Genomic DNA, 26,876 nt, shown 5'->3' with positions numbered 1-26,876 from the left:
TGAAACCGGCGCCGCACTCTGCACCGGGTTTCATCGTTGCCCGGTGCACCTCCGGGGTGCGGAGCAATGTCCAACGAGGACATTCAAGGAGATGAGTGGGACGCCTAAGTCGCGCTAGAACGTACAGACAGAGACGAACGTGGGATCGCCTACGGGATGCGAGTCCTATGGCGACGGAGGCCCCGTAGTAGTCGCCGGAGTCACGACCGGCCAGGGAGGACGGGAAAGCCGTCCACATCGGGCGAAGGGGGCCAGGTGATTCGGACACTCGAACCCGGGAGGTATGCGTAATGCAGAGCGCCAAAACGGTGCTGAGTGTCCTGCGTGAACGCGGCAGGCGTGGCCTGCCGTGCGAGAAACTGTATCGGCAGCTGTTCAACCCGCAGTTGTATCTGTTGGCCTACGGACGTATCTACGCCAACCATGGCGCGATGACGCCGGGGGTCACGTCAGAAACCGTGGACGGCATGTCACAGCGGAAGATCGACCGGATCATCGAGGCGATACGTCACGAGCGCTACCGCTTCAAACCGGTCCGACGCATCCATATCCCGAAGAAGAACGGGAAGATGCGTCCGCTGGGACTACCGACCTGGTCGGACAAGCTCGTCGGTGAAGTGATCCGCCTGTTATTGGAGGCGTATTACGAGCCGATGTTCTCCGACCACTCGCATGGCTTCCGTCCCCGTCGGGGCTGCCACACCGCATTGCGGGAGGTGGACCACACCTGGACCGGGACATCCTGGTTCATCGAAGGGGACATCGCCGACTGCTTCGGCAGCCTGGACCATCAGGTCCTGCTGTCGATCCTCGGCGAGAAGATCTATGACCAGCGGTTTCTGCGGCTGGTGCGCAACATGCTGACAGCCGGATACCTGGAGGACTGGAAGTGGGGTGCCACGCTCTCCGGAGCACCGCAAGGCGGAGTGGCATCCCCAGTCCTGTCCAACATCTACCTGCACAAGCTGGACGAGTTCGTCGAGACAGTTTTAATTCCGGAGTACACCCGAGGAAAGCGCCGGGCCCGGAACCCGGCCTATCTGGAGTTGCAGAATCAGCTGGCGAAAGCACGTCGACGCGGCGATCGGGTTTCGGCCCGCACGCTGCGTCAGCGGATGGTCAGTCTGCCAAGCGCGGATCCAGGCGATCCCGCTTACCGCAGGCTGCGCTACATACGCTATGCGGACGATCATCTCCTTGGTTTCACCGGACCGAAAGCCGAGGCCGAGCAGATCAAACAGCGTCTGGCACAGTTCCTGCGTGATGAACTCATCCTGGAACTGTCCCAGGAGAAGACGCTGATCACTCATGCCCGCACCGGGGCAGCGAGGTTCCTCGGTTACGAGATCACGACCCAGCACAACGATACGAAGAAGACAGGCCGTTACCGTCGAGTCAACGGACAGATCGCTCTCCGTGTCCCACGGGACGTGATCAAAGCCAAGTGCGCCCCCTATCTCGCCCGCGGAAACCCCGCGAAGAGGACGGCCCTGATCAACAGCAGCGATCACGCGATCGTGGCGACGTTCGGGACCGTTTACCGGGGCATTGTCCAGTACTACCTGCTCGCCGGAGATGTCTTCCGGCTGCACCGGCTGCAATGGGTCATGGAGACATCCATGCTCAAGACCCTAGCCGCAAAGCACCGTTCGTCAGTATCGAAAATGGCCGCTAAGCACAAGACCAGAATCGATACCCCCAATGGGCTCCGAGTCTGCTTCGAGGCCCGAATCGAGCGGAAGAACAGGAAGCCACTGGTGGCGCGGTTCGGCGGGATTCCCCTCCAACGGCAACGAGCGGCGGAACTCTCCGATCGTGAGCCGGTCAGGGTGGACTATCCGCAGAAGGAACTCGTCGCAAGGCTCCTGGCGGACACTTGCGAGATCTGCGGAAGCAAAGGCAACGTGCAAGTGCACCACGTCCGTGCTCTCGCCGACCTCGCACATGCCGGATGGCAGCCTTCCGACTGGGCGCGCGTCATGCTCCACCGGCGACGCAAAACAGTCGTGGCCTGCGACACCTGCCACGACCGCATCCATTCGGAAAGGCCGGCCAGACCACTCACGCAGTAGTCACTGGAGAGCCGGATGACAGGGAAACCGTCATGTCCGGTTCGGCGGGAGGCCGCGCGGAACAGGACCTGCCACGGCAGGCACCTCGCCGCGCGGCCGACCCAACGTCCTGGCTGGCCGGCTGCCGCCGTCTCCACCGCCGCTACGAGCGCAAGGCCGAACACTTCCTCGCCTTCGTCGGCATCGCCGCAGCCCTCATCTGCCACCGCCGGCTCACCAAATGAAACGACGTCTTAGTAGGACTCCGTTAGGTCTTTCTGTTGGCGCTGATCAGGAGCATGTTGGATGCGTGGACCTACATGAAGTTAGGCGTGTCCGGACGACGTTGGCGTTGTTCGTGGCCGATGTGTTCGCCTCGGTGCGGCGGAAGGACCAGCGGGCCAAGGGGGACTGCTATCTGCGGGGACTCATGCTGGACGGTCGCCGCAAGTCGATCCAGGCGATGGCTTCGCGGCTGCCGGATGGCAATGAGCAGAACCTGCAGCAGTTCGTGAACCAGTCCACCTGGGATCCGGTGCCCGTGCAGCGGCGGATCAACGAACGTCTGCTGCCGCTGGTCGATCCGGTGGCGTGGGTGATCGACGACGTGTCGATGCCCAAGGACGGTCGGATGTCGGTTGGTGTGGCTCCGCAGTACTGCGGAGCTCTGGGAAAACGTGCGAACTGCCAGGTCGCCGTCAGTGTCCACGCTGCCAGTGACACTGCCTCGTGCCCCCTGCAGTGGAGATTGTTCCTGCCCCAGGACTGGGCCGCGGACAGTCACCACCGCACCAGGACCCTGATTCCGCCCGAGGTCACGCACCGGGAGAAATGGCGGCTGGCCCTGGACATGCTCGACAGCCTCGCGGACTGGGGTATGACACCGCCGGTGGTGGTTGCCGACGCCGCCTATGGCACCAACGCCCATCTGCGGGCCGCACTGTCGAAGCGAGGGCTCGCCTATGTCCTTTCCATCCGGTCGGACGTGAGCGTTTACCCGTTCGACGCGGAACCCGAGGCCCCAGAGCGCAGAGGCGACGTCGGCTGCTGGCCGCAGCCTCGCTACCGCCAGAAGGCACCGTCGGTCGCAGTCCTTGGAACAGGCCTCGGACCGGAAGCGTTCACCCCGCTCACATGGCGCCAGGGCTCGAAAGGGGAGTTACGCTCCCGCTTCGCGGCCGTGCGCGTGCGTCCTGCCGGCAAAGCCGTCGAACGGCCGATCAAAGCAGCGGCCTCGGCCGAGCAGGGCTGGTGGGACGGAGTGTTGCCCGACTGCTGGCTGCTTGCCGAATGGCCCGTCGGTGCTGAAGTGCCGAGCGAATACTGGCTGTCCAACCTCCCGCCCGACACCCCGATCGCCGATCTGGTCCGCCTGGCCAAGGTCCGCTGGCGCATCGAGCACGACTACCGCGAACTCAAGCACGGCCTCGGCCTGGACCACTTCGAAGGCCGCTCCTGGCCCGGCTGGCATCACCACGTCACCCTCGCGACCGCCGCCCACGCATTCCTCACCGAACAACGCCTGGCCCCAAAAGCACCGCAACCAGGCCCACCCTCTACCAGATCCTCGACGCTCTCCAAGACACCCTGAGGTGCTGGACCGGGACCTGCACCACCTGCAATCAACCCCTGCCCAGCAGTTCACACGCAGAGCAAAGATCGAGACAGACCTAACGGAGTCCTATTAGTCCGTCATGCTTTCAACGACCAGTGTCGACAATCCAGAAGGCACAGGCCCCACAAAGGAGTTGACATCGCGCACACGATGCCAACAATCTCGGTCACGCTTCGTCACCACCGATTACGGGACAGGGCCGTTGATCGGACAGTCCCGATGGACTCCCGCTGGCCCCTGCATAGCTGTTGATCCATGACAGACCGCCAAGATCGAGTTGGCGGCGGGCGCGGGTGACGGCAACGTACGCGAGGCGCGCGTACGTGTCGCAGACCGGTTCGGGGATCGGACGGCCTTGAGCGTCGTGTTGGTCGGTGTCCTGGGGCGGGGGAAAGTCGTCGGCGATTCTGACGGCGGCCCATTCTCGCCCTTTGGCCGTATGCGCGGTGGAGACGGTCACATCGGCGTGTTTCTCGTCGATGAGTTCGTCGACGGCGGCGAGGATGGCATCGGGTCCATGTGTGTCGACGAGGTCCACAAAGGGTTGGAGATCGCCTCCGGCGGGATCGTAGGCGGCGTAGTCCTGCACTTCGCCCCAGGAGGTGAACAGGACGAGTTCGGGGTGGTTGGTGCGGCGGCCCTCCTTGAGATCGCGCGCGGCGAGTGCCAGCCTGGACAGGGTGCCTCCCCCGCGGGTGAGCGCCACGCGGTGGCCTGCGGCAAGCAGGCTCAGGACTTCACTCATGGCTCCGATGTTGGTGCGGCACAGCACGGCGTCGGGGTGGGCGATGGTGCCGACTTCGGTGAGGATGGTCTCGGTGCCGGTCAGGCGGATAGGCGCGTCGGCGAGTTCGAGCCAGCGGTTGGCCTGCTCGGCCAGATTGGGGCCGAAGCGGAAGGAACGGGTGAGGGTGAGCGGCGTAGCGTCGAAGCCCGTCATTACGTCGCGAGCGCCTCGCCAGCCGTAGATGGCCTGGGCGGAGTCGCCGACCATCACAAGCTGGGCGTGGTCGCGTTGGGCGACGAAGATGTTCTCCAGTACCGGGTTCGTGTCCTGGGCTTCGTCGAGGAAGACGAAGTCTGCGTCGATCTTCGGTTCGGTCAGGGCCCACATTTTCAGGTAGTGGTCGTGTTCGAAGCGGACGACACCCTGATCGGGGTCCTGCAGGTCAGCCCAGGCTCTCATTGCGAACGGCACTACTTCGGATGCCAGTTGCGCTTGTTCGGCGGGTGTTCTCAGGCCGCGCAGTTGCGGTACGTGGCGGTAGGTCAGGGTGCGGTCGGCGGAGTAGCAGTAGCGGGTCACGGTCCGTAGCACGGTGTGGGACAGGGTCCGATGGCTGATCTGGTGATCACCAATGCGGATGGCTCGGGTGATGCCGAGAGCCTGGCCGGTCTTCCATGCGGGCTGGCGAGGGCTGTTCAGGCGGTGGGTATAGCGGTGGCCGAGTCCTGCGTAGGCCGTGGCGTGGGCGGTTCTGCACAGCACTGTGCGGGGGAAACGGGATGAGGCGTCGCGGGCGATGTCCTTGTTGAAGGCAAGGTAGCGGCCGCGGCGTGTGGTGTCGGCGGCGAGCAGGTTCAGTGTGCTGGTCTTTCCGGTGCCGGCGCCTGCTTGCAGGACGAGGTGGCAGCCTGCCCGAAAGGCGTCTACTGCATCGATCTGTTCGTTGGTCGGGGTGGGCAACAGGGACTCCGCGAATTGGGGAGGGGATCGTGCTGGCGGTCGGATCTGTGGAGCGCCGTAGGGGCACTACCGGTTCGCTGGTACACGTCGGCAGTGAAGGGCACTGGCTGCACTGATCAGTACTTCTTCGGCGGAGTAGTGGGTGTGCAGGCCTTCCAGATGTGTCGTCAGGCGCTGGACTCGCTGTCGTTCGTGCCGGGCAAGGGCTGTGGTCACGCTCTGGCTGAGGAAATCCTGAGGCCGTTGGCCCCGGGTAGCGGCAGCCCGACGGACGGCTGTGCGAGCGGCGTGGCTGAGAGCGAGGTTGAGCCGGATCTGACCGTGCTGGTCCGGGTAGTACGTGGTCAGGACGTCAATGGGTAGCAGCGCGTCGAGCTGGTGGCGCAGCGTCCGTAGGGCGCGGCTGGGATTCTTGGCCCGCTGTACGGCCATCAGCCGGGTACGCTCCGCGTTGGTTGCCAGTGGCACGGCGCGGCGGGCGCGGTGTAGTTCGGCAGCGGTGGCGGGCCGGGTCAGGGTGATCTCGATGGCGTGGTGCCGTGTCACGGCCGGGCCGCCTTCCGGCCGCACTCTGCTGGGCCGGGGTGCCGGATGCGGTCCGGTAGCCGGCTGTGGATGTGCTCGTGGTGGATAAGCGGGTCGAAGGGTTCCCAGAGGGCGACAGTCAGATCCCCGGCGGAGGGCGTGGCGGCGTGCTGCACGCAGCGCTGCGACCGCCAGCGCAGCTGCTCGGCGTAGGGCAGGCGCGTCAGGTCGTACACGGCCATCACCGCGTTGGGCAAGGCGAGTTGACCGACCGCAGCGGTAGCAGGTACCAGGCGCCAGGCGCCTGCTGGGGCCTCATAGGTGAGTAGCGCGCTGGAGCAGCGGCGGCGGCGCCGAGTCTGGGCGACGCACTGGATCTCGTCGACAGGGCTGGCAGCAAGGTAGCGAACGTACAGGAGTTCCACGACAGGCCGGGCGGGGCGGCAGACTCCCGACGGCATCGCCTCATTGTCCTGCGGCGCGGAAGGAGGAGCGAAGGCTCCGGCATCGATCATGCGGCGGGTGTTGATCGCCAGGCGGCGGCGCAGTCCCGCCAGTTCGGGCACGGACGGCGATGTGTAGTGAGCGGGGCAGAGCGCGGCGTGCTCCAAGCGGCACCAGTCGCTGCCGTCGCCCGCGGGGTGGGCGACACCGGAGCTGACGTGCCAGCGACAGGAGGTGGGCACTGCGGCGACCGGCAGTTCGTGGGGATGCAGCCGCACGGGCCGCTGATTGATGCCGTGGTACCACTCGAACCGGTTGCCGCAGTCGCGGCAGCGGTCGCTCTGACCGAAGCGGAGGAGCCGGGTGACGCCGTCGGGAGCTACACGAAGGGAGCGCCGCGCGTGGACGGTGACAGGAGTTCCGTCCCAGTGCCGTCCTGATGGTGGGGGTGTGGAGCGCATGGGCACGAAGATGGCGGACGACACGCCGGATGGGCAGCGTCGGTGACGCACGAGTCCCCCAGTCAGCCCCATCCATGAAGACCGATGTGCGAGTGCCCGTTCACACGTTCACTCCGACGTCGCCGGTTCGAGTGATGAGTAACAGCCTTTTCGCAGGCGTCAGACGTCCGCACCCTCAGGCGGTTCGTGCCCCTGGCAGAGGAATCCGAAGAGCTCCTCGACCGGCGTACTCAAGGCGTGAGCGAGGGCATGCCAGGTCTTCAGGGTGCCGATGGTGCGGCCTTGCTCGATCTCGATGAGCGTGCGCCTGGCCAGGCCGCTGCGGGCTGCAAGTTCGTCGTAGCTCCAACCGCGTGCCGCCCGCAGACGCGCGAGCTCCAGGCGCAACGCGTCGAGATTCGGATCGGGCGGGAAGATCGTCACTCGACAATCCGACGGTGCAGCCCCCTGCCCTGTCAGTGCAGACCTCTGCCCTATTTTCGCCTGGTCACCCAGATGGGCGGGCAGAGGTCTGCACTATCGTGCGGCCGTTAGCCGCTTCCGATCACCTGCGCGAGGCGCGCATCGGCGCGGATGAGGCGGGAGGAGCACGTGCCCGATGAGGCTCTGCACAACGCACACGGCGGTGCGGCGTGTCTGGACGGTCGAATTGCGACCACGGACGGGCGGACCGGAGCTGATCTGCCCCCTGTGTACACCGATGAGCCAGCCTCTGGAGGCCTCGTCCGCACGATCAGCCGTTGTTGCTCATCTGGCCGAGCATGCCCGCCGTGACGTACTTGCGCCTCATTTCCGCACGTGCCAGTGCCGGGAACGCGGTTGCCGATGGCACCCGCGTCAGCAGCCGTGCGCCGGCGCCCTGCTCCTAGTGCTCATGCGCGAGCAGGGCGGCCGGATCTGGCGCCTGGCGGACGTGTGCGCCGCCTGCGCAGGAGCAGTTCCATACGCAGCAGCCGTTCCGGATACCTTGACGGCCTGCCCAACTGGCCCGCCGCGCGTGCGACGTCGGGGAAGCCGGCCTCAGAAGCACGACGAACGCAGGCATGTGCGGGAGACGCTCAACCGTCTCGCGACCGTACTGCCCCGTTTCTCGTCCTCGACCGCCCGACTACTCGCGCTGCAGTGCGCGCTGCGCGCCGATCGCCACGGGCAGGTGCACCTGCCCGGTGGGCTCCTGCGCGGAATGCGTCTCGCCGGTCATGCCGTGCCTTGGCAGGAACTCGAGCACGCGGAGTGGTTGCGCTGCCGGCCGACGGGAACGGGCAAGGGTCAGGGCGGCGTAGAAGCGCAACTGCTCGACACAGACGCCCTCATGCCGGCACCCGCCCGGACGGATCGGGCCAGAGCCGCGCACTGGGCTCTGCACCCGGTACCTCTGGCCGTTGCCCGAGCCGCACCGCCAGCCGTGCGACTGACCGCTCTGGTGCTCGCCGCGCACACCGAGCCCGGCGCTGGACGCGCCGACGCCGAAACCCTCACCCACCTGTGCGGCCTGTCGCAGTCCCAACTGGACGAGCTCTTCGACCGGCTCATCCGTACGAAGGTCCTGGAGGCGTGGCACTGCGACGGCGATGCTGGTGAAATTCACTGGCGGCCACGTGTTACCGAGTAAAAGGCACCTGAACTCACGTCTTCCTGCTCAACTCGCCCGAGAGCAACGCCAATAAGAAGTCATCTCATTTGGTGGGTTCGGTAGGCTTCCGGTGTGGGGATTGTTGAGCGGCTGGTGCCGGATGAGTTGTGGGAGTTGTTCCAGCGGGTGGTGCCGGAGGCGCCGAGTCGGCCTCAGGGAGGCGGCCGGCGTCGGCACGGGGATCGGGAGGTGCCGGCCGCGATCGTGTTCGTGGCCACGTCGGGCTGCACGTGGCAGCAGCTGCCCTCCGCCTCGTTCGGACCTTCGGGAGCGACAGCCCACCGGCGTTTCACCGAGTGGTCCAAGGCCCGGGTGTGGGCGAAGCTCCATCGCCTGGTCCTGGACGAACTCGGTTCCCGCGGAGAACTGGACTGGTCCCGCTGTGTGATCGACTCGGTGAACATGCAGGCCCTGAAAAAGGGGATCTGACGGGTCCGAATCCGGTGGATCGCGGCACGTACGGGTCGAAGATCCACTTGATCACCGAACGGACCGGGCTGCCCCTGTCGGTCGGCATCTCGGGTGCGAACATGCACGACAGCCAGGGCCTGGAGCCTCTCGTACGGGGCATCCCGCCGATCCGCTCACGCCGCGGGCCGCGCCGCCGCAAACCCGGCAAGCTGCACGGCGACAAGGGCTACGACTACCGCCACCTACGGCAATGGCTCCGCAACCGGGGCATCACGCACCGCCTGGCCCGACGCGGCATCGAGTCCTCCACCCACCTGGGCCGCCACCGCTGGGTCGTGGAGCGGTCCGTCGCCTGGCTCGCCGGCTGCCGCAGACTCCACCGCCGCTACGAGCGCAAAGCCGAACACTTCCTCGCCTTCGCCGCCATCGCCTGCACTCTGATCTGCTACCGCCGACTCACCAAATGAGATGACTTCTAAGCAGGCCGCTCACCTGGTCGAGCAGTTCGTCGACCTCGACCAGGCGGCTGAGAGGGGTGGGTGCCCAGACGGGCCTTTCCGGCAGACCGCCACCGCGGTGCCGCCGGACGGCCACCGCCATCGCCTCAGTCTTCCTTCTCGTGATCTCATCGGCCGCCATTCGTCATGCGAGCCATGCGGACTCCTTGTGACGTGTGCGTGGGGAGGCGTCCGAGCCGCCCGCGGCAACGGACGTGCCCGTGGTGCCGGGTGCGGCCGAGTGCCCCAGGTGCCGGTGCACGAAGTGGATGGCCATCGCGCCCTCACCGGCCGCCGAGGCCACCCGCTTCACCGAGCCGCTACGGACGTCCCCCACCGCGAAGACCCCTGGCAGGCTGGTCTCCAGAGTCATGCACGAGCGCCCGCGGCCGTCCCACACCTCGGGGTAGGCGCAGGCTTCCTGGGCCTCCGGGCCGGTGAGGACGAAGCCGCGGGAGTCGAGGGCGGTGAAGCCGGCGAGCCACTCGGTGTGGGGGTCGGCGCCGGTGAAGACGAACAGGCCCCGTACCGCGAGCCGGTGGTGCCCGCCCGTGCGGTTGTCGACCACGTCGAGCTCCTCCAGCACCTCCTGGCCGATGACCTCGGTGACCTCGGTGTGCAGCATGACCTCCACCCGCGGATGGCGTTCGACCTGGTCGACCAGGTAGCGGGACATGTTGGCCTCAAGGCTGGGTCCTCGAACCAGCAGGCACACCTTCGGCGCGTACCCGGCGAGGAACAGCACCGCCTGGCCCGCCGAGTTGCCTCCGCCGATGACGGCCACCGGGTCGGTGCGGCACTGCTGGGCCTCGTAGACGGTCGCCGAGTAGTGGACGCTCGTTCCCTCCAGGCGTTCGATGCCGGGCACCTGGAGCCGGCGGTAGCGGGCACCCGTGGCCAGGACGACGGCGCGGGCGGCGATCTCGCTGCCGTCGGCGAACGCCACCACGTAGTGGTCCTCGTCCTTGGGACGGAGACCGGTCGCCTCCACCGGAAGGCTGATCCTGGCGCCGAACTTGTCGGCCTGGAGCACGGCGCGTTCGGTGAGTTCGGCGCCGGAGATGCCGGCGGGGAAGCCGAGCAGGTTCTCGATGCGGGACGACGTGCCGGCCTGGCCACCGGTGGCCATCGCCTCCACCACGGTGGTGCTCAGGCCCTCGGAGGCGGCGTACACCGCGGCAGCGAGGCCGGCGGGTCCGGAGCCGACGATGAGGACGTCACCGTGTCGGTTTCCGGCGGGCAGTGACGGCAGGCCGATGAGCCGGGCCAGGTCCGCGTTGCTGGGGTTGCGCAACAGGGTGGTGTCCCGCCAGATGACGAGCGGTGTCTCCTCCGGGCCGACGCCGAAGCGGCGCAGCAGGTCCTCGGCCTCCTCGTCGGTCTCCAGGTCGATCCAGCGGTGCGGCAGCCGGTTGCGGATGGCGAACTCGCGCAGCCGCCTGGTGTCGGGTGAGTAGCGCGAGCCGATGATGCGGAAGCCGACGCCCTGTCCGACGAGCAGCGCGCGACGGCCCAGACAGGCGCGCAGCACAACGTCCCCGATGGTGGGGTCCTGGGACACCAGGTGGCGCAACTGGTCCAAGGAGACGACGAGGACCTCGCCCGGCTCCCTGGCGACAGCGGTGTAGAAGGCCACCTGCCCGTGCAGCAGCCCGAGTTCGCCGATGAAGCGACCGGGGCCGTGCACGCGCAGCACGTGCTCCTCGGGAGTGCCGTAGTCCTCGACGACGGCGACGGTACCGCTGAGGACGACGAAGAACGTCTCGCAGCGCTCCCCCTCCTGGATCAGCACGTCGTTCGGAGCCATGCTCCGGCGTTGCCCGTGCTCCGCCAGACGTGCTGTCTGGTCCTCCGTAAGGCGCGGATACGCGCCGCAGGTGTCCGAGGTCTCCCGGAAGGCGGTCTCGTCCGCTTCCTCCGGCACCGGTTCTCCGCCCGGCAGCGGCTGGTCGCCGGACATCAGACGAACGCCTCGTGAACGTAGCACCAGCGCCATTCCTCGCCGGGCTGGAACGACTGCACGATGGGATGGGCGTCGGCAGCCGCGTGCCTGCGCGCGTGCTTGTTCGGCGAGGAGTCACAGCAGCCGACGTGCCCGCAGGTCAGGCAGATCCTCAGGTGGACCCACGGGGAGCCGAGCAGCAGACACTCCTGACACCCTTCTGGGGTCAGCGGCTGGACCGGCCGGACGAGCGCGAGGTGGGGGTCTGCGTGCAGGGTCATCCGGATCGCCCTTCCCGGGCCGTGATCGACTGTTCCACCCACTGGCGCAGAGCGGGGGCGGGTGCCGCCCCCGCCTGCCGGGCGACCGTCTCGCCCCGGTCGAGGACGAGCAGTGTCGGTACCGCCTGGACCTCGAAACGCTGCGACAGCCGCGGGTTCTTGTCGATGTCGACCTTGACGAGTTTGATGCGGCCGGCGAGATCGGTGGCGACCTTCTCCAGCGCGGGGCTGACCATGCGGCAGGGGCCGCACCAGGTGGCCCACAGGTCGACCACGACGGGGACGTCGGCCCGCTCGGCGACCTCGGTGAAGTCGTCGTCGCCCGCGTCCACCATCCACGGCAGGGGCTGCTTGCAGTGGCCGCACTTGGGGCGGCCCTCCGCGGCCACGGGCACCCGGTTGGTGCGCCCGCAGTTGGGACAACTGACGGTCGTCGCCTGCATCGTGCTCATGCCGCCCGTGCTCCCTTCACGTCCTCGGGCTGGTCGTAGGTGACCACCAGCTCTCCGTGTTCGGCGTCGACGCGGACCGTCGCGCCGTCCTGGACGTCGCCGCGCAGCAGGGCGCGTCCGACCAGTGTCTCGACCTCGTGGGAGATGTAGCGGCGCAGTGGCCGGGCCCCGTACACCGGGTCGTAGCCCTGGTGGGCGATCACTTCCCGGGCGGCGTCGGTGAGTTCGACGGTGATGCGGCGTTCGGTGAGCCGCTGTCGCAGTTCGTCGAACTGCAGTTCCACGATGCGCTCGATCTGCCGCTCGCCGAGCGGTTTGAACAGCACGATGTCGTCGACGCGGTTGAGGAACTCCGGGCGGAAGTGCCCGCGCAGCTCGCCCATCACCAGGGCGCGGGCGTCGGGCTTGATCTCACCTTCGGCGGTGGCGCCGTCGAGGAGGTGCTCGGAGCCGATGTTGGACGTCATGATGATCACGGTGTTGCGGAAGTTGACGGTTCGGCCCTGGGAGTCGGTGATGCGGCCGTCATCGAGGATCTGCAGCAGGGTGTTGAAGACATCGGTGTGCGCCTTCTCGATCTCGTCGAACAGCACGACCGAGTACGGCTTGCGGCGTACGGCCTCGGTGAGCTGGCCGCCTTCCTCGTAGCCGACGTATCCGGGCGGTGCGCCCATGAGCCGGCTGACGGTGTGCCGCTCCTGGTACTCACTCATGTCGAGGCGGACCATGTTCTCCTCGGAGTCGAACAGGGTCCGGGCGAGGGTCTTGGCCAGCTCGGTCTTCCCGACGCCGGTGGGGCCGAGGAAGATGAACGAGCCGATGGGGCGGCGAGGGTCGCGGATGCCGGAGCGGGCGCGGATGATGGCGTCGGCGACGAGCTTGACGGCTTCGTCCTGGCCGATGACGCGCTCGCGCAGGATCTCGTCGAGGCGCAGCAGTTTCTCGCGTTCGCCCTCCTGGAGGCGGGCGACGGGGATGCCGGTCCAGGCGGCGACGATCTCGGCGATCTCCTCCTCGGTGACGACCTCGCGCAGGAGCCGGTTCTGCCCTTGTTTGGAGGCCAGTTGGTCCTCCTCTGCGGCGAGTCGGCGCTCCAGGTCCTGGAGTCGGCCGTAGCGGAGTTCGGCGGCGCGGTTGAGGTCGTAGGCGCGTTCGGCCTCCTCCGCGTCGTGACGGACCTGCTCCAGTTCCTGGCGCAGTTCCTGCACGCGGCGGATGGCCTGCCGTTCGGCCTCCCACTGGGCGTGTTTGGCGTCGGCCTCGCCGCGCAGGTCGGCCAACTCCCTGCGCAGCTCCTCCAGGCGGGTTTTGCTGGCGGGGTCGGTCTCCTTGGACAGGGCCGCTTCCTCGATTTCCAGGCGGGTGACGCGGCGGGTGATCTCGTCGAGTTCGGCGGGCATCGAGTCGATCTCGGTACGCAGCCGGGCGCACGCCTCGTCGACGAGGTCGATGGCCTTGTCGGGCAGGAATCGATCGGTGATGTAGCGGTGGCTGAGGGTGGCCGCGGAGACCAGCGCGGTGTCCTGGATCTTCACGCCGTGGAACACCTCCAGGCGTTCGCGCAGTCCGCGCAGGATGGAGATGGTGTCCTCCACACTCGGTTCGCCGACCAGGACCTGTTGGAAGCGGCGTTCGAGGGCGGCGTCCTTCTCGATGTGCTTGCGGTACTCGTCGAGGGTGGTGGCGCCGATCATGTGGAGTTCGCCGCGGGCGAGCATCGGCTTGAGCATGTTGCCCGCGTCCATGGCCCCTTCGGCGGCGCCCGCTCCTACGACGGTGTGGAGTTCGTCGACGAAGAGCAGGATGCGCCCCTGGGCGGCCTTCACCTCGGACAGTACGGCCTTGAGGCGTTCCTCGAACTCGCCGCGGTACTTGGCACCGGCGACCAGGGAGCCCATGTCGAGGGCGAACACCGTCTTGTCGCGCAGGCCCTCGGGGACGTCGCCGCGAACGATGCGCTGGGCCAGGCCCTCGACGATGGCGGTCTTGCCGACGCCGGGGTCGCCGATGAGGACGGGGTTGTTCTTGGTCTTGCGGCTGAGGATCTGGGTGACGCGGCGGATCTCCGCGTCACGGCCGATGACCGGGTCCAGCCGCCCCGACCGAGCCTCGAGGACCAGGTCTCGGCCGTACTTCTCCAGAGCCTCGTAGGCCACTTCGGGGTTGGCGGAGGTGACGCGCTGGTTGCCGCGGACCTGGGTGAGCGCGCCCAGGAACGAGTCCCTGGTGATGCCGGCCTGTTTGAGCAGTCGCCCGGCGGCGGTCGAAGAGCTCTCCTCGGCCAGGGCGAGCAGGAGGTGTTCCACGGACACGTACTCGTCCTTGAGGCGCTTGGCCTCCCGTTCGGCGGCGTCGAGCAGCCGGGAGAGGCGCTGGGTGACGAAGACCTGGCCGGGTGCCGCGCCGGGGCCGGTGACCTTCGGGCGGCGGGAGAGTTCCTCGCGCACGGCAGCGCGCAGTTCCTTCGGATCGGTGCCGGCCTGTTGCAGCAACCGCGGGATCAGGCCGTCCTCCTGGTCGAGGAGTGCGAGCAGCAGGTGTTCCCCGTCGACCTCGGTGTGCCCCATGCCGACGGCCGCGGTCTGGGCCTCCTGGAGGGCTCCTTGGGACTTCTGGGTGAGACGGTTCATGTCCATGGGGGTGTTTCACTCCTCGTGCCGCGGCCGCGCAGGGCGGCTTCGAGCAGGCTGATGCGGTCGAGCAGGTCGAGCACCAGGCCGATGGATGCGTAGTTGAGGCACAGTCCGGTGCGCAGCCGCTGGATGCGGGCAAGGACCGCCGGGGCCGTGGGATCGAACACCAGGTGCCCCGTGGCGTCGCGTTCGGCGTCGACCAGGCCGAGGGCGACGAACCGGCGGATCAGATCGGGGTGGAGGCCCGAGCGACGGGCCACGGTGTCGAGGGAGAGCCTGGGGGCGGGCACGAGCGCGTACCGGACAGCCGTCGAGGCGGTGATGTCCGCGCCCGTTCGTACCGGCCGGGCGCCCCCGTCTGCCCAGCCGCTGCCTGCCGCTCCCGCGGGTCGGTCGTTCATCGCGTCCTCCTGGGGTCGAACGAGGAAGTGGCGGCGAGCTCCTCGAACAGTTCGCGCTCCCGGTCGCCGAGGGTGGGCGGCACCATGATGCGGAGTTCGGCGTACAGGTCGCCGTTCGCGCCGCGCGGGTTCGGCATGCCCTCGCCACGCAGCCGCAGCCGCCGGCCGCTGGACGAACCCGCGGGCACCGTGACCTTGGCCGTGCTCCCGCCGGGCGTGGGCACCGGCACGGTCGCACCCAGGGCCGCCTCCCAGGGGGCGACCGGGACCTGGATGTGCACGTCGCGGCCGTCCAGCCGGAACCGGGGGTGGGGCTGGATGCGCACCCGCAGGTACAGGTCGCCCGCGGCGGCGTCACCACTGCCCCGGCCGCCCTCGCCCGCCAGCCGGATGCGCTGCCCGTCGGTGACGCCCGGCGGGACGTCGACCTCGTACCGCCGCGGCTGCCCGGTGGGACCGGCGAGCGTGACGGTGCGACGGCCGCCTCGGTACGCCTCCTCGACGGTGAGCTGCAGCTCGGCCTCCTGGTCCGCTCCGGGGACGCCGCCTGGGGCGGCGCCGGCTCCGAACATGGAGCCGAGCAGGTCCTCGATGTCAATGCCTTCCGCGCCGAAGTCGTCGCCGAAGCCGGTGGCGTATCGGACACGGGGGCCGCCCGCGCCCGCGGTCCTCCGACCGCGGAAGCCGCCGCCCGCTCCGGCCGCGACCCGTTCGTCGAAGTCCTCGGGGATCTTGCGGAAGTCCTCGCCGAAGCGGTCGTAGCGGGCCCGGGTCTTGGGATCGGACAGGACGCTGTGTGCCTCGTTGAGGTCCTTGAAACGCTCCTCCGCCGCGGGGTCCTTGTTGACGTCGGGGTGGTACCTGCGGGCGAGTTTGCGATACGCCTGCTGGATCTCGTCCTGGCTCGCGCTCCGCGACACGCCGAGCACCTCGTAGTAGTCCCGTGCCATCGCCGGTCACTCCCGCTTCGCGACGGTCACCGCGGCGGGCCTGAGTTGCCTCTGGCCGTCCCCGTAGCCGGGGCGCAGCACCTCGACGACCGTGCCCGGTGGGGCGTCCGGGTTCTGGACGACACCGACCACCTCGTGCCGGGCCGGGTCGAAGGCGACGCCGGTCTCCGCGTGGCGCGGGTAGCCGAGCAGTTCGAGGACGTTCACGGCCTGGTCGCGTACGGCCCGGATGCCCTCCACGATCGCGCCCGGATCGGCGCCGGCGTGGGTCAGGGCGAGTTCGAGGTTGTCGAGGACGGGCAGGAAGGCGGCCGCCGTGCGGGACCGTTCGACCGCCCGTTCGCGCTCCAGTTCCCTGGCGTGACGCTTGCGAAGGTTGTCGAGGTCGGCGAGTGCGCGCCGCCAGCGGTCCTCCAGTTCCTGGATCGCGGTCGTGTACTCGTCCTCGGCGGGCGCGGGGCCGGCGGCGTCGGGCCCCGGTTCGCCGTTCGCCGCTTCGGGCCGGGGCGGGCCCGGTTGGGGCAGATCCCCGCGAGGAGCGGGTCCGGCGCTTTCTGGGACCCGTACGCCCGGATCCGGCGCGGCCTGGTCGGGTTCCTGGGGGTGGGTGGGCATGGCGCGCCTCAGCCCTTGTCGAATTCTGCGTCGATGACATCGTCGTCACCGGCGTCGCCGCTCGTGGGACCACCGGTGGCGGCATCCTGGCCGGGACCGCCGTCCGCGGTGGCGGCGCCCTGATGGGCCGCCAGCCCGGCGAGCAACTGCTGGAGTTCGGAGGTCAGGGGCCGCACGCGCTCCACGCCCGCCTCTTCCTTGACCGCCGCCCGGGCGTCGGACACGAGCATCTCGGCGCGTGCCTTCTCGTGCGCGGGTGCTGCGTCGCCCAGTTCGGTGAGACGCTTCTCGACCTGGTACGCGACGGCGTCGAGTTCGTTGCGGGCGTCGACGGCCTCGCGGAGTGCATGGTCCTCGCCCTGGTTGCGCTCGGCCTCCTGGACCATGCGTTCGACCTCGCTGCGGTCCAGGTTGGAGCTCTCGCTGATGGTGATGCCCTGTTCCTTGCCGGTGTCCCGGTCGCGGGCCTTGACGTTGAGGATGCCGTTGGCGTCGATGTCGAAGGTGACCTCGATCTGTGCTTCGCCCCGCGGCGCCGGCCGGATGTCGGTGAGCTGGAACCGGCCCAGCACCCGGTTGTCGGCGGCCCGCTCGCGCTCGCCCTGGAGGACCACCACATCGACGGCCGGCTGGTTGTCCTCGGCGGTGGAGAAGGTCTCGCTGCGACGCACCGGGATGGTGGTGTTCCGCTCGATGATCTTCGTCATCACTCCGCCGCGCGTCTCCACGCCCAGCGACAAGGGTGTGACGTCGAGCAGCAGGACGTCCTTGACCTCGCCCTTGAGCACCCCGGCCTGGATCGCGGCACCCAGGGCCACGACCTCGTCGGGGTTGACGCTCATGTTGGGTGCCTTGCCGCCGGTCAGCCGACGGACCAGGGCCTGGACCGCCGGGATACGGGTGGAGCCGCCTACGAGGATGACCTCGTCGATGTCGCTCTCGCCGACCTTGGCGTCGGTCATCGCCTGCTGCACCGGTCCCAGGCAGCGCTCCACCAGGTCGCCGGTGATCTGCTCGAACGTGGACCGCATGATCGAGTCGGTGAGGTGCTTGGGGCCCGAGGCGTCGGCGGTGATGAACGGCAGGCTGACCTGCGTCTGCGTCACCGAACTGAGCTCGGTCTTGGCCTTCTCCGCCGCCTCGAACAGTCGTTGCAGCGCCTGCGGGTCCTTGCGCAGGTCGATGCCGTTCTCCTTCTGGAAGTCGTCCGCGAGGTAGTCCACCAAGCGCCGGTCGAAGTCGTCGCCGCCCAGGTGGCTGTCGCCGGCGGTGGAGCGCACCTCCACCACGCCGTCGCCGACGTCGAGGATGCTCACGTCGAAGGTGCCGCCGCCCAGGTCGAAGACGAGGACGGTCTCGTGCTCCTTCTTGTCCATGCCGTACGCGAGGGCCGCTGCGGTCGGCTCGTTGATGATCCGCAGCACCTCCAGTCCCGCGATCCGTCCGGCGTCCTTGGTGGCGGTGCGCTGAGCGTCGTTGAAGTAGGCGGGCACCGTGATGACCGCCTCCGTGACCTTCTCCCCGAGCTGCTTGGAGGCGTCGTCGGCGAGCTTGCGCAGCACCTGTGCGCTGATCTCCTCAGGCGCGTACAGCTTGTCGCGCACCTTGAAGCGGGCCGCCCCGCCGTCGCCTTCGACGACGTCGTAGGCCACTGCTCTGGCCTCGTCGGAGATCTCGTCGAAGTGCCGGCCGATGAACCGCTTGGCCGAGTAGATGGTGCCCTTCGGGTTGAGGATCGCCTGGCGCCGGGCCAGCTGGCCCACCAGACGTTCCCCGGTGTCGGTGAAGGCCACCACGGACGGGGTCGTGCGGTTGCCCTCGTTGTTGGGCACGACGGACGGCTCGCCGCCCTCCCACACGGCGATCACCGAGTTGGTGGTGCCCAGGTCGATGCCCACTGCCTTGGCCATGAGGAACTCCTCCCGGTACGGCGCCTGCGTCGACTCTCCGGATCACGTTCGTTTCAGGTAGGGGGGTGGGACCTCCGCCGGTTTCCTGCCTGTGCGCACGGAGGGTCTCGAGCACTGCCCAGGGTGACGAACCGGGTGGCTCCACGCCTGCGCCTGGCGAGTCAGGAATGCACGGCTCCGGTCGCCCCACGAGTACGAGAGGAGGAATCCGAACATCTCGGACGAGCCGGACGGGAGGGAGTACCACCCCTCGGCTGTAGGCTCGAGGAGAACGGAGTGATCCGATGGCCAGCATCCGGGCGCACCACCTGTACCGGGAGGACAGCCTCCGCGAGGGCAGCGGCCGGCGGCACCTCGCGGCTGCGCGGACAGCGCCTCGCCCACCCGCTCCAACCCCGGCCGATCAGGCCCTCCGCAAACTGATGGTGCTCTCCCGCGCTCTGTTCGACACCCCGTACGAAGGCGAGATCCTGCGCCTGGCCATGGACCACATAGCCGCCGCAGGGCCATACAGCGCCGAGGCCGGATACCTCAAGGTGGACGGCGACCTGGTGCCCAGCCCGAGGAACGGGCAGACGCATGCCTCGGCCGTGGGCCGGAGGGTGCGGGAGCTGGCCGGGCAGGACGGCCCTGTGACCGTACCCGGCAGGCCCTGGGGCCGGGCCCTGGGGCTACGCGGACTTGAGGGACTCCACGGCTACCTCGTGGTGACGTCCCGCTCCCGGCCATCCGAGGCCGAGCAATCCCTGCTCGCCAAGCTCGTCCGGCACACCGCTGCTGCACTGTCACTCGCCTTCGCAGATCGCCGCCAACGCGAGGACGCGTTGGAGCTGCACCGACTGAGGGACGAACGCACAACCCTCCAGCGGCAGCTGATCTCCGTCGTGGCCGAGCTGAGGTACCAGCGGGCCGTTCACGCGCTCATGGCCGATGTCGCTGCCTCGGGCGGCGGTGAGGAAGCCATCACCCGCGCACTGCACAGGCTCACTGGACTCCCCGCGCTGGTCGAGGACCGCTTCGGTCGGCTGAGGTCCTGGACCGGCCCCGGCCGCCCCGACCCCTATCCCGAGCCGGACCCCGTGCGTCAGGACGAAATGCTGCACGCCGTCGCCCGTCAGGCCGGGCCGGTGCGGATAAAGGACCGGCTGATCACCCTGGTCCGCCCGCGCGGCGAGATCCTGGGCGTGCTCGCCCTGGTCGATGTTCGGGACGAGGCCGACGAGCACACCGTACTCGCGCTGGAACACGCCGCCGCGTCGCTCGCCCCGGAGCTGGCGCACCTGCGCAATCTGGCCGAAGTGGAGCTGAGGCTGCACCGCGAGCTGGTCGACGACCTCCTGGCAGGGACGGACGAAGCGAGCGCCAACGCCCGGTACGAGGCAGTCGGACACGACCTGCACCGCAGCCACTACATCGTCGTGGTGCAGTGGCCGAACCGGACTGCGGACGATTCCTTCGCGCAGACCGTGGGACAGGCGGCCTCTAACGTGGGCATGCGCTCGCTGCTGACCCGACGTTCCGACCACGTGGTCCTGGTCGCGGACGACAGGCCACACGCCTGCGCGTTGTACGAGGCGCTCGCCCGGGAGACCGGGACCCGGTCCGGGACGATCGGGGTGAGCGCCCCTTGCGACTCCCTGGACGACATCCCCCACCACTACGAGGAGGCGCGGCGCGCCATGGACGTGCGCCGCCACTCCCGCGAGCGCTACGGCACGACGTTCTTCGACGAGCTCGGCCTCTACCGCATCCTGGGGCCTGGCAACGATTACCGGGAACTGGAGACGTTCGTCCAGGAGTGGCTCGGGCAGCTCATCGACTACGACTCCCGGCACCACACGGCCATGGTGGAGACCCTGTCCCGGTACTTCGACTGCGGCGGCAACTACGACGAGACCGCGGACTCCCTCGCGATCCACCGCAGCACGCTGCGCTACCGGCTCCAGCGCATCCGCGACATCAGCGGCAACGACCTCGCGAACGTCGAGGACCGGCTGAACCTCCAGGTGGCGACCCGAGTGTGGAAGATCGTGCTGGGCGGCCCCGGCTGATGCCTCGCTAGAACTCTTGCGCGATCGGCGTCAGCAGCAGTTGGGCGAGCTGCCCAAGATGTCGCGGCCGGAGCGAGGCGGGGGCAGGGGCCCGGACAGACACCCCCGACGAGAGACGCCCGGGCCGCGGCCCGGGCGTCACAGGGCGATGACGTGGTGGTCGACCAGGTCGAGCAGCGCCCGCAGGGCCGAGCTGGGCCGCCGGGTCGACGACGTGCCGAGATGCATGCTCCAGCGGAGCATGGTGCCGTGGACGTCCAGGACGTGCAGGCCGGGGGTGCGGGCAACGGCGAACGCGGGCAGGAAGGCGATGCCCAGACCGTGCCGGACCAGTGCCGCCCCCATATCGATGTCGGGCACTTCCAGTGCCACCCGGCGTACGACGCCCTCCACCGCGAACGCCCGGTCGACCACCTCGCGGTTGCCGTAGCCCGGCGGGAAGTCCACGAAGGGCTCCCCCGCGAGGTCCGCAAGTGCCACCTCCCCCCGCTGCGTGAGCGGATGGGCGGCGCTCACCACCAGGACGAGCGGCACGGTGGCCAGCTCCCGTGCGTCGATCCCGGCGGGTCTGTGCTCGGGCAGCGACAAGAAGGCCACGTCCAGGTCCCCGCTGAGCAGCGCGTGCGCCAGTCCCGCCGATCCAGTCGTCGCCAGCCGCAGCCGGACGTCGATCGCCGGATGCCGCGCGTGCAGCTGCCCGAGGAGCGCAGGCAGGTCCACCACCTCGACCGAGGCCATCGCGCCCGCATTCACCGTGCCGCGCAGCGTGTCCTGTGCGGCGCGCACGGCGTCCTGGGCCTCCTGGGCGGCGTGCAGGGTGGCCCGAGCCTCCGGCAGCAGCGCCGCGCCCGCCCCGGTGAGCCGGACCTGCTGCGACGTGCGCTCGAACAGCGCACAGCCGAGCTCGCGCTCCAGGGAGCGGATCGCGGCGGACACCCCGGACTGCACCACGTGCAGCCGACGGGCGGCACGCGTGAAACTCAGCTCCTCGGCGACCGCGATGAAGTGCTCCAGCTGACGTAGCTCCACACGAGAAGTATCACTCGTATTGCTCGAGCTCAGCAAAAACATTCGTTGGCACTGATCCCTGCTGGTGAGGAGGATGGAAAGCGCCATCCACTTCCGCCCGAGGAGGGGTACCCCTGCCTGCCGTTCCGACGCCGCAGAGCCGTCCCACAGCCCACGTTCCCGACGACCCGACCCACCGGATCCCAGCACCCGCTCCCGCCGACTTGCCGCCCCGCGCCCCCGCCCGGCGCCGTGCCTCGCACACGACCGGCTTCTGGTTCGTGGCGGTGGCCTTCACCGTGCTGATGGCCTTCGGTACCGCGCCGACCCCGCTGTGGCCGCTGTACGAGGCCCGGGACCACTTCGGCGCGACCACGGTCACGGTCGCGTACGCCTCGATGGTCGTGGGCGCAGCGGCCGCCTTCCTCGGACTGGGGCACCTGTCGGACCGGCTCGGCCGGCGGCGCGTCATCGTCCCGGCGCTGCTGGTCGGCATCGTCGCGTCGGTCGTACTGATCGCGTGGCGGGACCTGCCGGGGCTGATCGCGGGCAGAATCCTGAACGGTGTCGGACTGGGGCTGATGGCCTCGACCGCGACGACGTACCTGCACGACCTCCACCACGAGGCCCGTCCGGAACGGACGGGTTCGTTGCTGCCCGGCATCGTGGCCACCGCCGCCAACCTCGGCGGCCTGGCCTCAGGCCCCCTGGTCGCCGGAGCCGCCGCCGAGTGGCTTCCCACGCCCCTGATCACCACCCAGGCGATCTTCACGCTCGCCATGGCAGTGTGCCTGGCGCTGGTGCTGTCCACCCCGGAGACCGTGGACCTGGAGCTGCCCGCGGCCGAACCGCCCAGCAGGTTCGTCCTGCGCCCCGGCGGCGGGCGGACGTTCGGCGCGGCCGGCGCACTGGGCGCCTTCGCCTTCGCGATCCTCGGCCTGATCTCCTCCCTCGGGGCGAGCGTGCTCCATGGCACCCTGCACACCGACTCGCACCTCGTGGTCGGCCTGGCGGCCTTCCTCATGTTCGGTTCCGCGGCGGCCGCCCAGCTGGTGCTGGGCCGCCTCCCACTGCCCCGGGTCCTGACCGTGGGAGCAGCGGTCTTCCCGGTCGGCCTGGTCCTGTGCGCCGTCGCCCTCTACCACCCGGTGCTCTGGCTCTACCTGGTCGCCGTATCCCTGTCGGGAGCCGGCTCCGGGCTGCTGTTCAAGGGAGGCGTCGAACGTGCCGTTTCCGTGGCCGAGCCCGCCTCACGCGCAGGAGTCCTTGCCGTGTTCTTCGTCGTCGCCTACCTGGGAATGGGCCTGCCCTCCATCCTGTTCAGCATCGCCCTGCGGCATTTCGCCGTGCAGACCGCGATGATCGGCTTCGCAGCGGCCCTCTCCTGCGGCGCCGTTGTGTCGGTCGCCGTCGCGTTGCGCGACCGCGCACCCGGTCCCGGCACGCTCTCGGCGCGCTCCGCTCGCCCCTCCTGACCTCCCTGCGGCGCATGCGACACCGGTTGTCTGGGAGGCGCGGACCTGGGCACTCGGTGCGGGCGCGCGTGACACGGATCCGCGGCAGACGGGAGGCCCGAGATGTCTGTGGAATCGACCAGAACGATCGCGCTCCCCTCCAGTGAGGAGATCGCGGCACTCGGGCAGGGCACCTGGTACCTGGGCGAGGAACCGGCCCGGCATGAACAGGAGATCGCCGCGCTGCGGCTGGGCGTGGACCTGGGCATGACCTTCGTCGACACGGCGGAGATGTACGGCGACGGCGCAGCCGAGGAGCTCGTCGGGGAGGCCCTCCGGGGACACCGGGAGGAGGTCTTCCTCGTCAGCAAGGTGCTGCCCGGCCACGCCGACCGGAAGGGTACCGTCGCCGCCTGCGAGGGCAGCCTGCGGCGGCTCCGTACGGAACGGCTGGACCTCTACCTGCTGCACTGGCGGGGACGGTGGCCACTTGAGGAGACTCTTGCGGGATTCACCGACCTGATGGAGGCGGAGAAGATCCGTTACTGGGGCGTGAGCAATCTGGACGTCGCCGACATGGTCGAGCTGACCGCCCTCCCCGGCGGCGACGCCGTGGCCGTCGACCAGGTGCTGTACAACCTCTCCCGGCGCGGCATCGAGTGGGATCTGCTCCCCTGGTGCCGCGAGGCCGGAGTGACGGTCATGGCCTACTCCCCGATCGAGCAGGGACGACTCCTGAAGGTCGAGGCACTGGGTGCCGTGGCCCGGGCCCTCGGAGCCACGCCGGCCCAAGTGGCACTCGCCTGGGTGATGGCACAGGGGGTGGCCGCGATCCCGCGTTCCGGATCACCCGACCACGTTCGGGAGAACCGCGGCGCGGTGGACCTCCACCTGCCTGCCGAGGCGCTCGACGCCCTCGACGAGGCGTTCCCGCCGCCCAGCGGCCCCACGCCCCTGGAGATGCTCTGAAGAAGTTGACAGGATGGCGCGCCCCCGCACGCTCACGCCGGCTCACGTCCGCAGGGCCCTGCCAGTTCGGCCGCCTCTACTGACGCCGACGCGCCTTGACCGGTCCCGGTGTGCGGCGCGCAAGCAGGGCCTCGCTCACGGTCGTCACGCCTTCATCCCAGCCGTCCTCGAGCTTCGGACCCGAACCAGGTGCCCCAATATCCGCGCCGCCGCAAGCCTCGACGTGGACAGGAACGGCCTGAAGCGGTGCGGCGACTTCGTCGACGCCAAGCTCTACGACCTCCTGGTCGTCGGCCAAGCGTCGGCCCAGGCCAACGGCAGGGATACTGCTCAGCCCCTCGCGCCGTCGTCATGGGCGCGCGAGCCGGGCCGCGAGATAGGGCGCGGTGGCGCTGCGGCGGGCTCTCGCCAACTTGGCCGGCGGGCCCGCCGCGACCACCCGCCCGCCCGCGTCGCCGCCGCCCGGCCCGAGGTCGATGACCCAGTCGGCGGTGGCGATCGTGTCCAGGTCGTGTTCGACGAGGACGACCGTGTTGCCGGCGTCGACGAGCCGGTGCAGCTGTCGCAGCAGCAGCGCGATGTCCGAGGGGTGCAGCCCCGCCGTCGGCTCGTCGAGCAGGTAGAGCGCGTGACCGCGGCGGGCTCGCTGGAGTTCGGTGGCCAGTTTGATGCGTTGCGCCTCACCACCGCTGAGTTCCGTCGCGGGCTGGCCCAACCGCAGGTACCCCAGTCCCACCTCGCGCAACGTCTCCAGACTGCGGGAGGCGGCCGGGACCGCGGACAGGAACTCCGCGGCGGCGTCGACGGACAGTCCCAGCACTTCCGCGATGTTCTTGCCGCGGTAGGTGACTTCCAGCGTTTCGGCGTTGTACCGGGCGCCTTCGCAGGTCGGGCACGGCGCGTAGGTGCCGGGCAGGAACAGCAGTTCGACCGCGACGAATCCTTCGCCCTGGCAGGTCTCGCACCGCCCTTCGGGCACGTTGAAGGAGAACCGTCCGGCCGAGTAGCCGCGCGCCCTGGCCTCGTCCGTCGCCGCGTACAGCTTGCGCACCGCGTCGAACATCCCCGTGTACGTGGCCAGGTTGGACCGGGGAGTTCGGCCGATGGGCCGTTGGTCGACCCGGACCAGCCGGTCGAACGACTCGACCCCCGACGCGTCCTGGACGTCGACCTCCAGCTGCGCCTCGTCGGGCTCCTCGGGTACGAGTCCGAGGTGGCCGCGGACGACCTCGCCGAGCACCTGCGTCACCAGCGTCGACTTCCCGGAACCGGACACGCCCGTCACCGCCGTCAATACGCAGAGCGGTACGTCGACGGACACGTCGCGCAGATTGTGGCGGGAGACGCCGCGCAGGCGCAGCCACCCGTGCGGTGTGCGCGGGCGGTGATCGAGCGGCTGGGCGCGCCCGAACAGGTACTGGCCCGTGGCCGACTCCCCGACCCGCTCAAGACCGGCGACCGGGCCGCTGTACAGCACGCGTCCGCCGCCCTCGCCCGCACCGGGGCCGATGTCGACCACCCAGTCCGCCCGCCGTACGACGTCCATGTCGTGCTCCACGACGAACAGCGAGTTGCCCGCCGCCTTGAGGCGGTCCAGCACGCCCAGCAGCGGTTCCGCGTCAGCCGGGTGCAGACCCGCGGAGGGTTCGTCGAGGACGTAGACGACGCCGAACAGCCCCGAGCGCAGCTGGGTGGCGATCCGCAGGCGCTGCGCCTCGCCGGGCGACAGGGTCGTCGAGCGGCGCCCGAGGCTGAGATATCCGAGGCCCAGGTCGAGCAGTACCTCGACCCGCGCGACCAGATCGCCGCAGATCCGGACCGCGACCTCGGTCGTCTCCCCGGATCGGGCGGTCGACGTGGTGGCGTCGGCCTCGGACCGCCCCGCGACGGGCCGCAGCAGCGCCACGACCTCGGTGAGCGGCATCGCGTTGATCTCGGCGATGGAACGTCCGGCGAAGGTCACGGCGAGCGCCTCGGGCCGCAGTCCGCTGCCGTGACAGGCGGGGCAGGGCACACTCCTGACGAACCGGAGCGCCCGTTCGCGCATCTTCTCGCTTTTGGAGTCGGCGAGGACGTGCATGACGTGTTTGCGGGCGCTCCAGAACTTGCCCTGGTAGCCGTAGTCGACGCGGTCCTCCTCCGGCTCGATGTACACGGAGGGCTGCTCGTCCGTGTACAGCAGCCAGTCCCGGTCCTTCTTCCTGAGCCTGCGCCACGGTCGGTCGATGTCGATCCCCAGGCCGCTCACGACACTGCGCAGGTTGGCGCCCTGCCAGGCGCCCGGCCAGGCGGCGATCGCCCCCTCGCGGATGCTCAGCGAGGGGTCCGGGACGAGCAGGTCCTCGGCGACGTCGTGCACAACGCCCAGTCCGTGGCACTCCGGGCAGGCGCCGGCCGCGGTGTTGGGTGAGAACGACTCGGCTTCCAGCCGTGCGGCCCGGGGCGGATAGGTGCCGGCGCGTGAGTACAGCATGCGCAGCAGATTGGACAGCGTGGTGATGGTGCCGACCGTCGAGCGCGAGCTGGGCGACCCGCGTCGCTGCTGCAGGGCCACGGCCGGTGGCAGTCCGGTGATCTCCTGCACGTGCGGTGCGCCGACCTGTTGCAACAGCCTTCGGGCGTACGGTGCCACGGACTCGAAGTAGCGGCGCTGGGCCTCCGCGTAGAGCGTGCCGAACGCGAGCGAGGACTTGCCCGAACCGGAGACGCCGGTGAAGGCGACCATCGCGTCCCGAGGAACGTCGACATCGATGTTCCGCAGGTTGTTCTCACTGGCGCCCCGGACATGCACGAAGGGGTCGGTCGCGTCCTTGTCCACCGTTCCTGATTACCTGATCGCGCCGGGAACCGCGCGACAGGCGCCGTCACCGGGCCCCGCTCACACGA

21 protein-coding genes and 2 pseudogenes are annotated in these 26,876 nt (G+C 69.2%); 8 read left to right on the top strand and 15 right to left on the bottom strand.

Translation table 11 applies throughout. From position 1 onward, the window contains the following. The first annotated feature begins 290 nt into the window (after positions 1-290). From ACWEBX_RS10685 to ACWEBX_RS10675, 3 genes and pseudogenes are all read left to right on the top strand, one after another. Entirely contained in the window at positions 291-2,072 is a 1,782-nt protein-coding gene (locus tag ACWEBX_RS10685; RefSeq protein ID WP_451884527.1) for a reverse transcriptase domain-containing protein, read from the top strand. 107 nt (positions 2,073-2,179) lie between these two features. Beyond that, positions 2,180-2,296: pseudogene (locus ACWEBX_RS10680) on the top strand (IS5/IS1182 family transposase); the annotation flags it as partial. 65 nt (positions 2,297-2,361) lie between these two features. Further along, positions 2,362-3,642 (top strand): IS701 family transposase, encoded by a 1,281-nt coding sequence (locus ACWEBX_RS10675; protein WP_451884526.1) that lies wholly within the window; start codon positions 2,362-2,364, stop codon positions 3,640-3,642. A 190-nt stretch (positions 3,643-3,832) separates the two neighbouring features. On the opposite strand, the gene ACWEBX_RS10670 is transcribed toward ACWEBX_RS10675, so the two are convergent. The 5 genes from ACWEBX_RS10670 to ACWEBX_RS10650 form a co-directional block, all read right to left on the bottom strand. Continuing rightward, positions 3,833-5,353: a UvrD-helicase domain-containing protein gene (locus ACWEBX_RS10670; RefSeq protein WP_451884525.1), complete on the bottom strand. Its 1,521-nt coding sequence runs from the start codon at positions 5,351-5,353 to the stop codon at positions 3,833-3,835. 66 nt (positions 5,354-5,419) lie between these two features. Then, positions 5,420-5,899: a hypothetical protein gene (locus tag ACWEBX_RS10665; protein WP_451884524.1), complete on the bottom strand. Its 480-nt coding sequence runs from the start codon at positions 5,897-5,899 to the stop codon at positions 5,420-5,422. After that, positions 5,896-6,783 (bottom strand): DUF6083 domain-containing protein, encoded by an 888-nt coding sequence (locus ACWEBX_RS10660; RefSeq protein WP_451884523.1) that lies wholly within the window; start codon positions 6,781-6,783, stop codon positions 5,896-5,898. Before ACWEBX_RS10660 ends, ACWEBX_RS10665 begins: the two co-directional genes overlap by 4 nt. Positions 6,784-6,942: 159 nt before the next feature. Continuing rightward, the gene (locus ACWEBX_RS10655; protein WP_175255088.1) at positions 6,943-7,206 is read right to left on the bottom strand and encodes a helix-turn-helix transcriptional regulator; all 264 of its coding nucleotides are present in this window, start codon (positions 7,204-7,206) and stop codon (positions 6,943-6,945) included. Between the two features lie 685 nt (positions 7,207-7,891). Beyond that, positions 7,892-8,371: a hypothetical protein gene (locus tag ACWEBX_RS10650; protein ID WP_451884522.1), complete on the bottom strand. Its 480-nt coding sequence runs from the start codon at positions 8,369-8,371 to the stop codon at positions 7,892-7,894. A 117-nt stretch (positions 8,372-8,488) separates the two neighbouring features. On the opposite strand from ACWEBX_RS10650, the gene ACWEBX_RS10645 reads away from it, so the two are divergent. Continuing rightward, positions 8,489-9,294 (top strand): IS5 family transposase gene (locus tag ACWEBX_RS10645; RefSeq protein ID WP_451884521.1). Its coding sequence is split into 2 segments (ribosomal slippage): positions 8,489-8,834 and positions 8,834-9,294, totalling 807 coding nucleotides; the frame shifts between segments, so codons are not numbered across the junction. A gap of 175 nt (positions 9,295-9,469) precedes the next feature. Here ACWEBX_RS10645 and ACWEBX_RS10640 read toward each other — a convergent pair. From ACWEBX_RS10640 to dnaK, 8 genes are read right to left on the bottom strand one after another with little or no spacing between them, the layout of a single operon-like run. Beyond that, a complete protein-coding gene (locus ACWEBX_RS10640; RefSeq protein WP_451884520.1) occupies positions 9,470-11,284 on the bottom strand; it encodes an FAD-dependent oxidoreductase in 1,815 nt (604 codons plus the stop codon). After that, positions 11,284-11,547, bottom strand: a complete 264-nt coding sequence (locus ACWEBX_RS10635) for a UBP-type zinc finger domain-containing protein (RefSeq protein ID WP_451884519.1) — start codon at positions 11,545-11,547, stop codon at positions 11,284-11,286. The genes ACWEBX_RS10640 and ACWEBX_RS10635 overlap by 1 nt, the downstream gene beginning before the upstream one ends. Then, on the bottom strand, positions 11,544-11,999 hold the full coding sequence (gene trxA / locus ACWEBX_RS10630; RefSeq protein ID WP_451884518.1) for a thioredoxin: 456 nt from the start codon (positions 11,997-11,999) through the stop codon (positions 11,544-11,546). The genes ACWEBX_RS10635 and trxA overlap by 4 nt, the downstream gene beginning before the upstream one ends. Then, positions 11,996-14,635: an ATP-dependent chaperone ClpB gene (gene clpB / locus ACWEBX_RS10625; protein ID WP_451884517.1), complete on the bottom strand. Its 2,640-nt coding sequence runs from the start codon at positions 14,633-14,635 to the stop codon at positions 11,996-11,998. Before clpB ends, trxA begins: the two co-directional genes overlap by 4 nt. Beyond that, the gene (locus ACWEBX_RS10620) at positions 14,626-15,033 is read right to left on the bottom strand and encodes a chaperone modulator CbpM (RefSeq protein ID WP_451884516.1); all 408 of its coding nucleotides are present in this window, start codon (positions 15,031-15,033) and stop codon (positions 14,626-14,628) included. Before ACWEBX_RS10620 ends, clpB begins: the two co-directional genes overlap by 10 nt. After that, positions 15,030-15,983 (bottom strand): DnaJ C-terminal domain-containing protein, encoded by a 954-nt coding sequence (locus ACWEBX_RS10615; protein WP_451884515.1) that lies wholly within the window; start codon positions 15,981-15,983, stop codon positions 15,030-15,032. The genes ACWEBX_RS10620 and ACWEBX_RS10615 overlap by 4 nt, the downstream gene beginning before the upstream one ends. 6 nt (positions 15,984-15,989) lie before the next feature. Further along, positions 15,990-16,598 carry a nucleotide exchange factor GrpE gene (gene grpE, locus ACWEBX_RS10610; RefSeq protein WP_451884514.1) on the bottom strand — a complete coding sequence of 203 codons (609 nt, stop codon included), beginning with the start codon at positions 16,596-16,598 and terminating at the stop codon, positions 15,990-15,992. An 8-nt stretch (positions 16,599-16,606) separates the two neighbouring features. Then, on the bottom strand, positions 16,607-18,508 hold the full coding sequence (gene dnaK, locus ACWEBX_RS10605; RefSeq protein ID WP_451884513.1) for a molecular chaperone DnaK: 1,902 nt from the start codon (positions 18,506-18,508) through the stop codon (positions 16,607-16,609). Between the two features lie 284 nt (positions 18,509-18,792). Between dnaK and ACWEBX_RS10600 the strand changes: the two genes are divergently transcribed. Further along, positions 18,793-20,559 carry a PucR family transcriptional regulator gene (locus tag ACWEBX_RS10600; protein ID WP_451884512.1) on the top strand — a complete coding sequence of 589 codons (1,767 nt, stop codon included), beginning with the start codon at positions 18,793-18,795 and terminating at the stop codon, positions 20,557-20,559. A 138-nt stretch (positions 20,560-20,697) separates the two neighbouring features. On the opposite strand, the gene ACWEBX_RS10595 is transcribed toward ACWEBX_RS10600, so the two are convergent. After that, positions 20,698-21,588 carry a LysR family transcriptional regulator gene (locus ACWEBX_RS10595; protein ID WP_451884511.1) on the bottom strand — a complete coding sequence of 297 codons (891 nt, stop codon included), beginning with the start codon at positions 21,586-21,588 and terminating at the stop codon, positions 20,698-20,700. A 203-nt stretch (positions 21,589-21,791) separates the two neighbouring features. Here ACWEBX_RS10595 and ACWEBX_RS10590 point away from each other — a divergent pair, with 203 nt between their 5' ends. From ACWEBX_RS10590 to ACWEBX_RS10580, 3 genes and pseudogenes are all read left to right on the top strand, one after another. Then, a complete protein-coding gene (locus ACWEBX_RS10590; RefSeq protein WP_451884510.1) occupies positions 21,792-23,042 on the top strand; it encodes an MFS transporter in 1,251 nt (416 codons plus the stop codon). A gap of 102 nt (positions 23,043-23,144) precedes the next feature. Continuing rightward, positions 23,145-23,990, top strand: coding sequence for an aldo/keto reductase (locus tag ACWEBX_RS10585; RefSeq protein ID WP_451884509.1), 846 nt, complete (start codon positions 23,145-23,147; stop codon positions 23,988-23,990). A 199-nt stretch (positions 23,991-24,189) separates the two neighbouring features. Next, positions 24,190-24,327: pseudogene (locus ACWEBX_RS10580) on the top strand (DUF1931 family protein); the annotation flags it as partial. 12 nt (positions 24,328-24,339) lie between these two features. Here the strand turns inward: ACWEBX_RS10580 and uvrA are convergent. Beyond that, positions 24,340-26,808: an excinuclease ABC subunit UvrA gene (gene uvrA, locus ACWEBX_RS10575; protein WP_451884508.1), complete on the bottom strand. Its 2,469-nt coding sequence runs from the start codon at positions 26,806-26,808 to the stop codon at positions 24,340-24,342. Between the last annotated feature and the right edge of the window lie 68 nt (positions 26,809-26,876).

The sequence above is a fragment of the Streptomyces sp. NPDC005070 genome, from assembly GCF_053600395.1.
The sequence above is the reverse complement of the archived record's forward strand: the minus strand, read 5'-3'. Positions and strand labels throughout refer to the sequence as shown.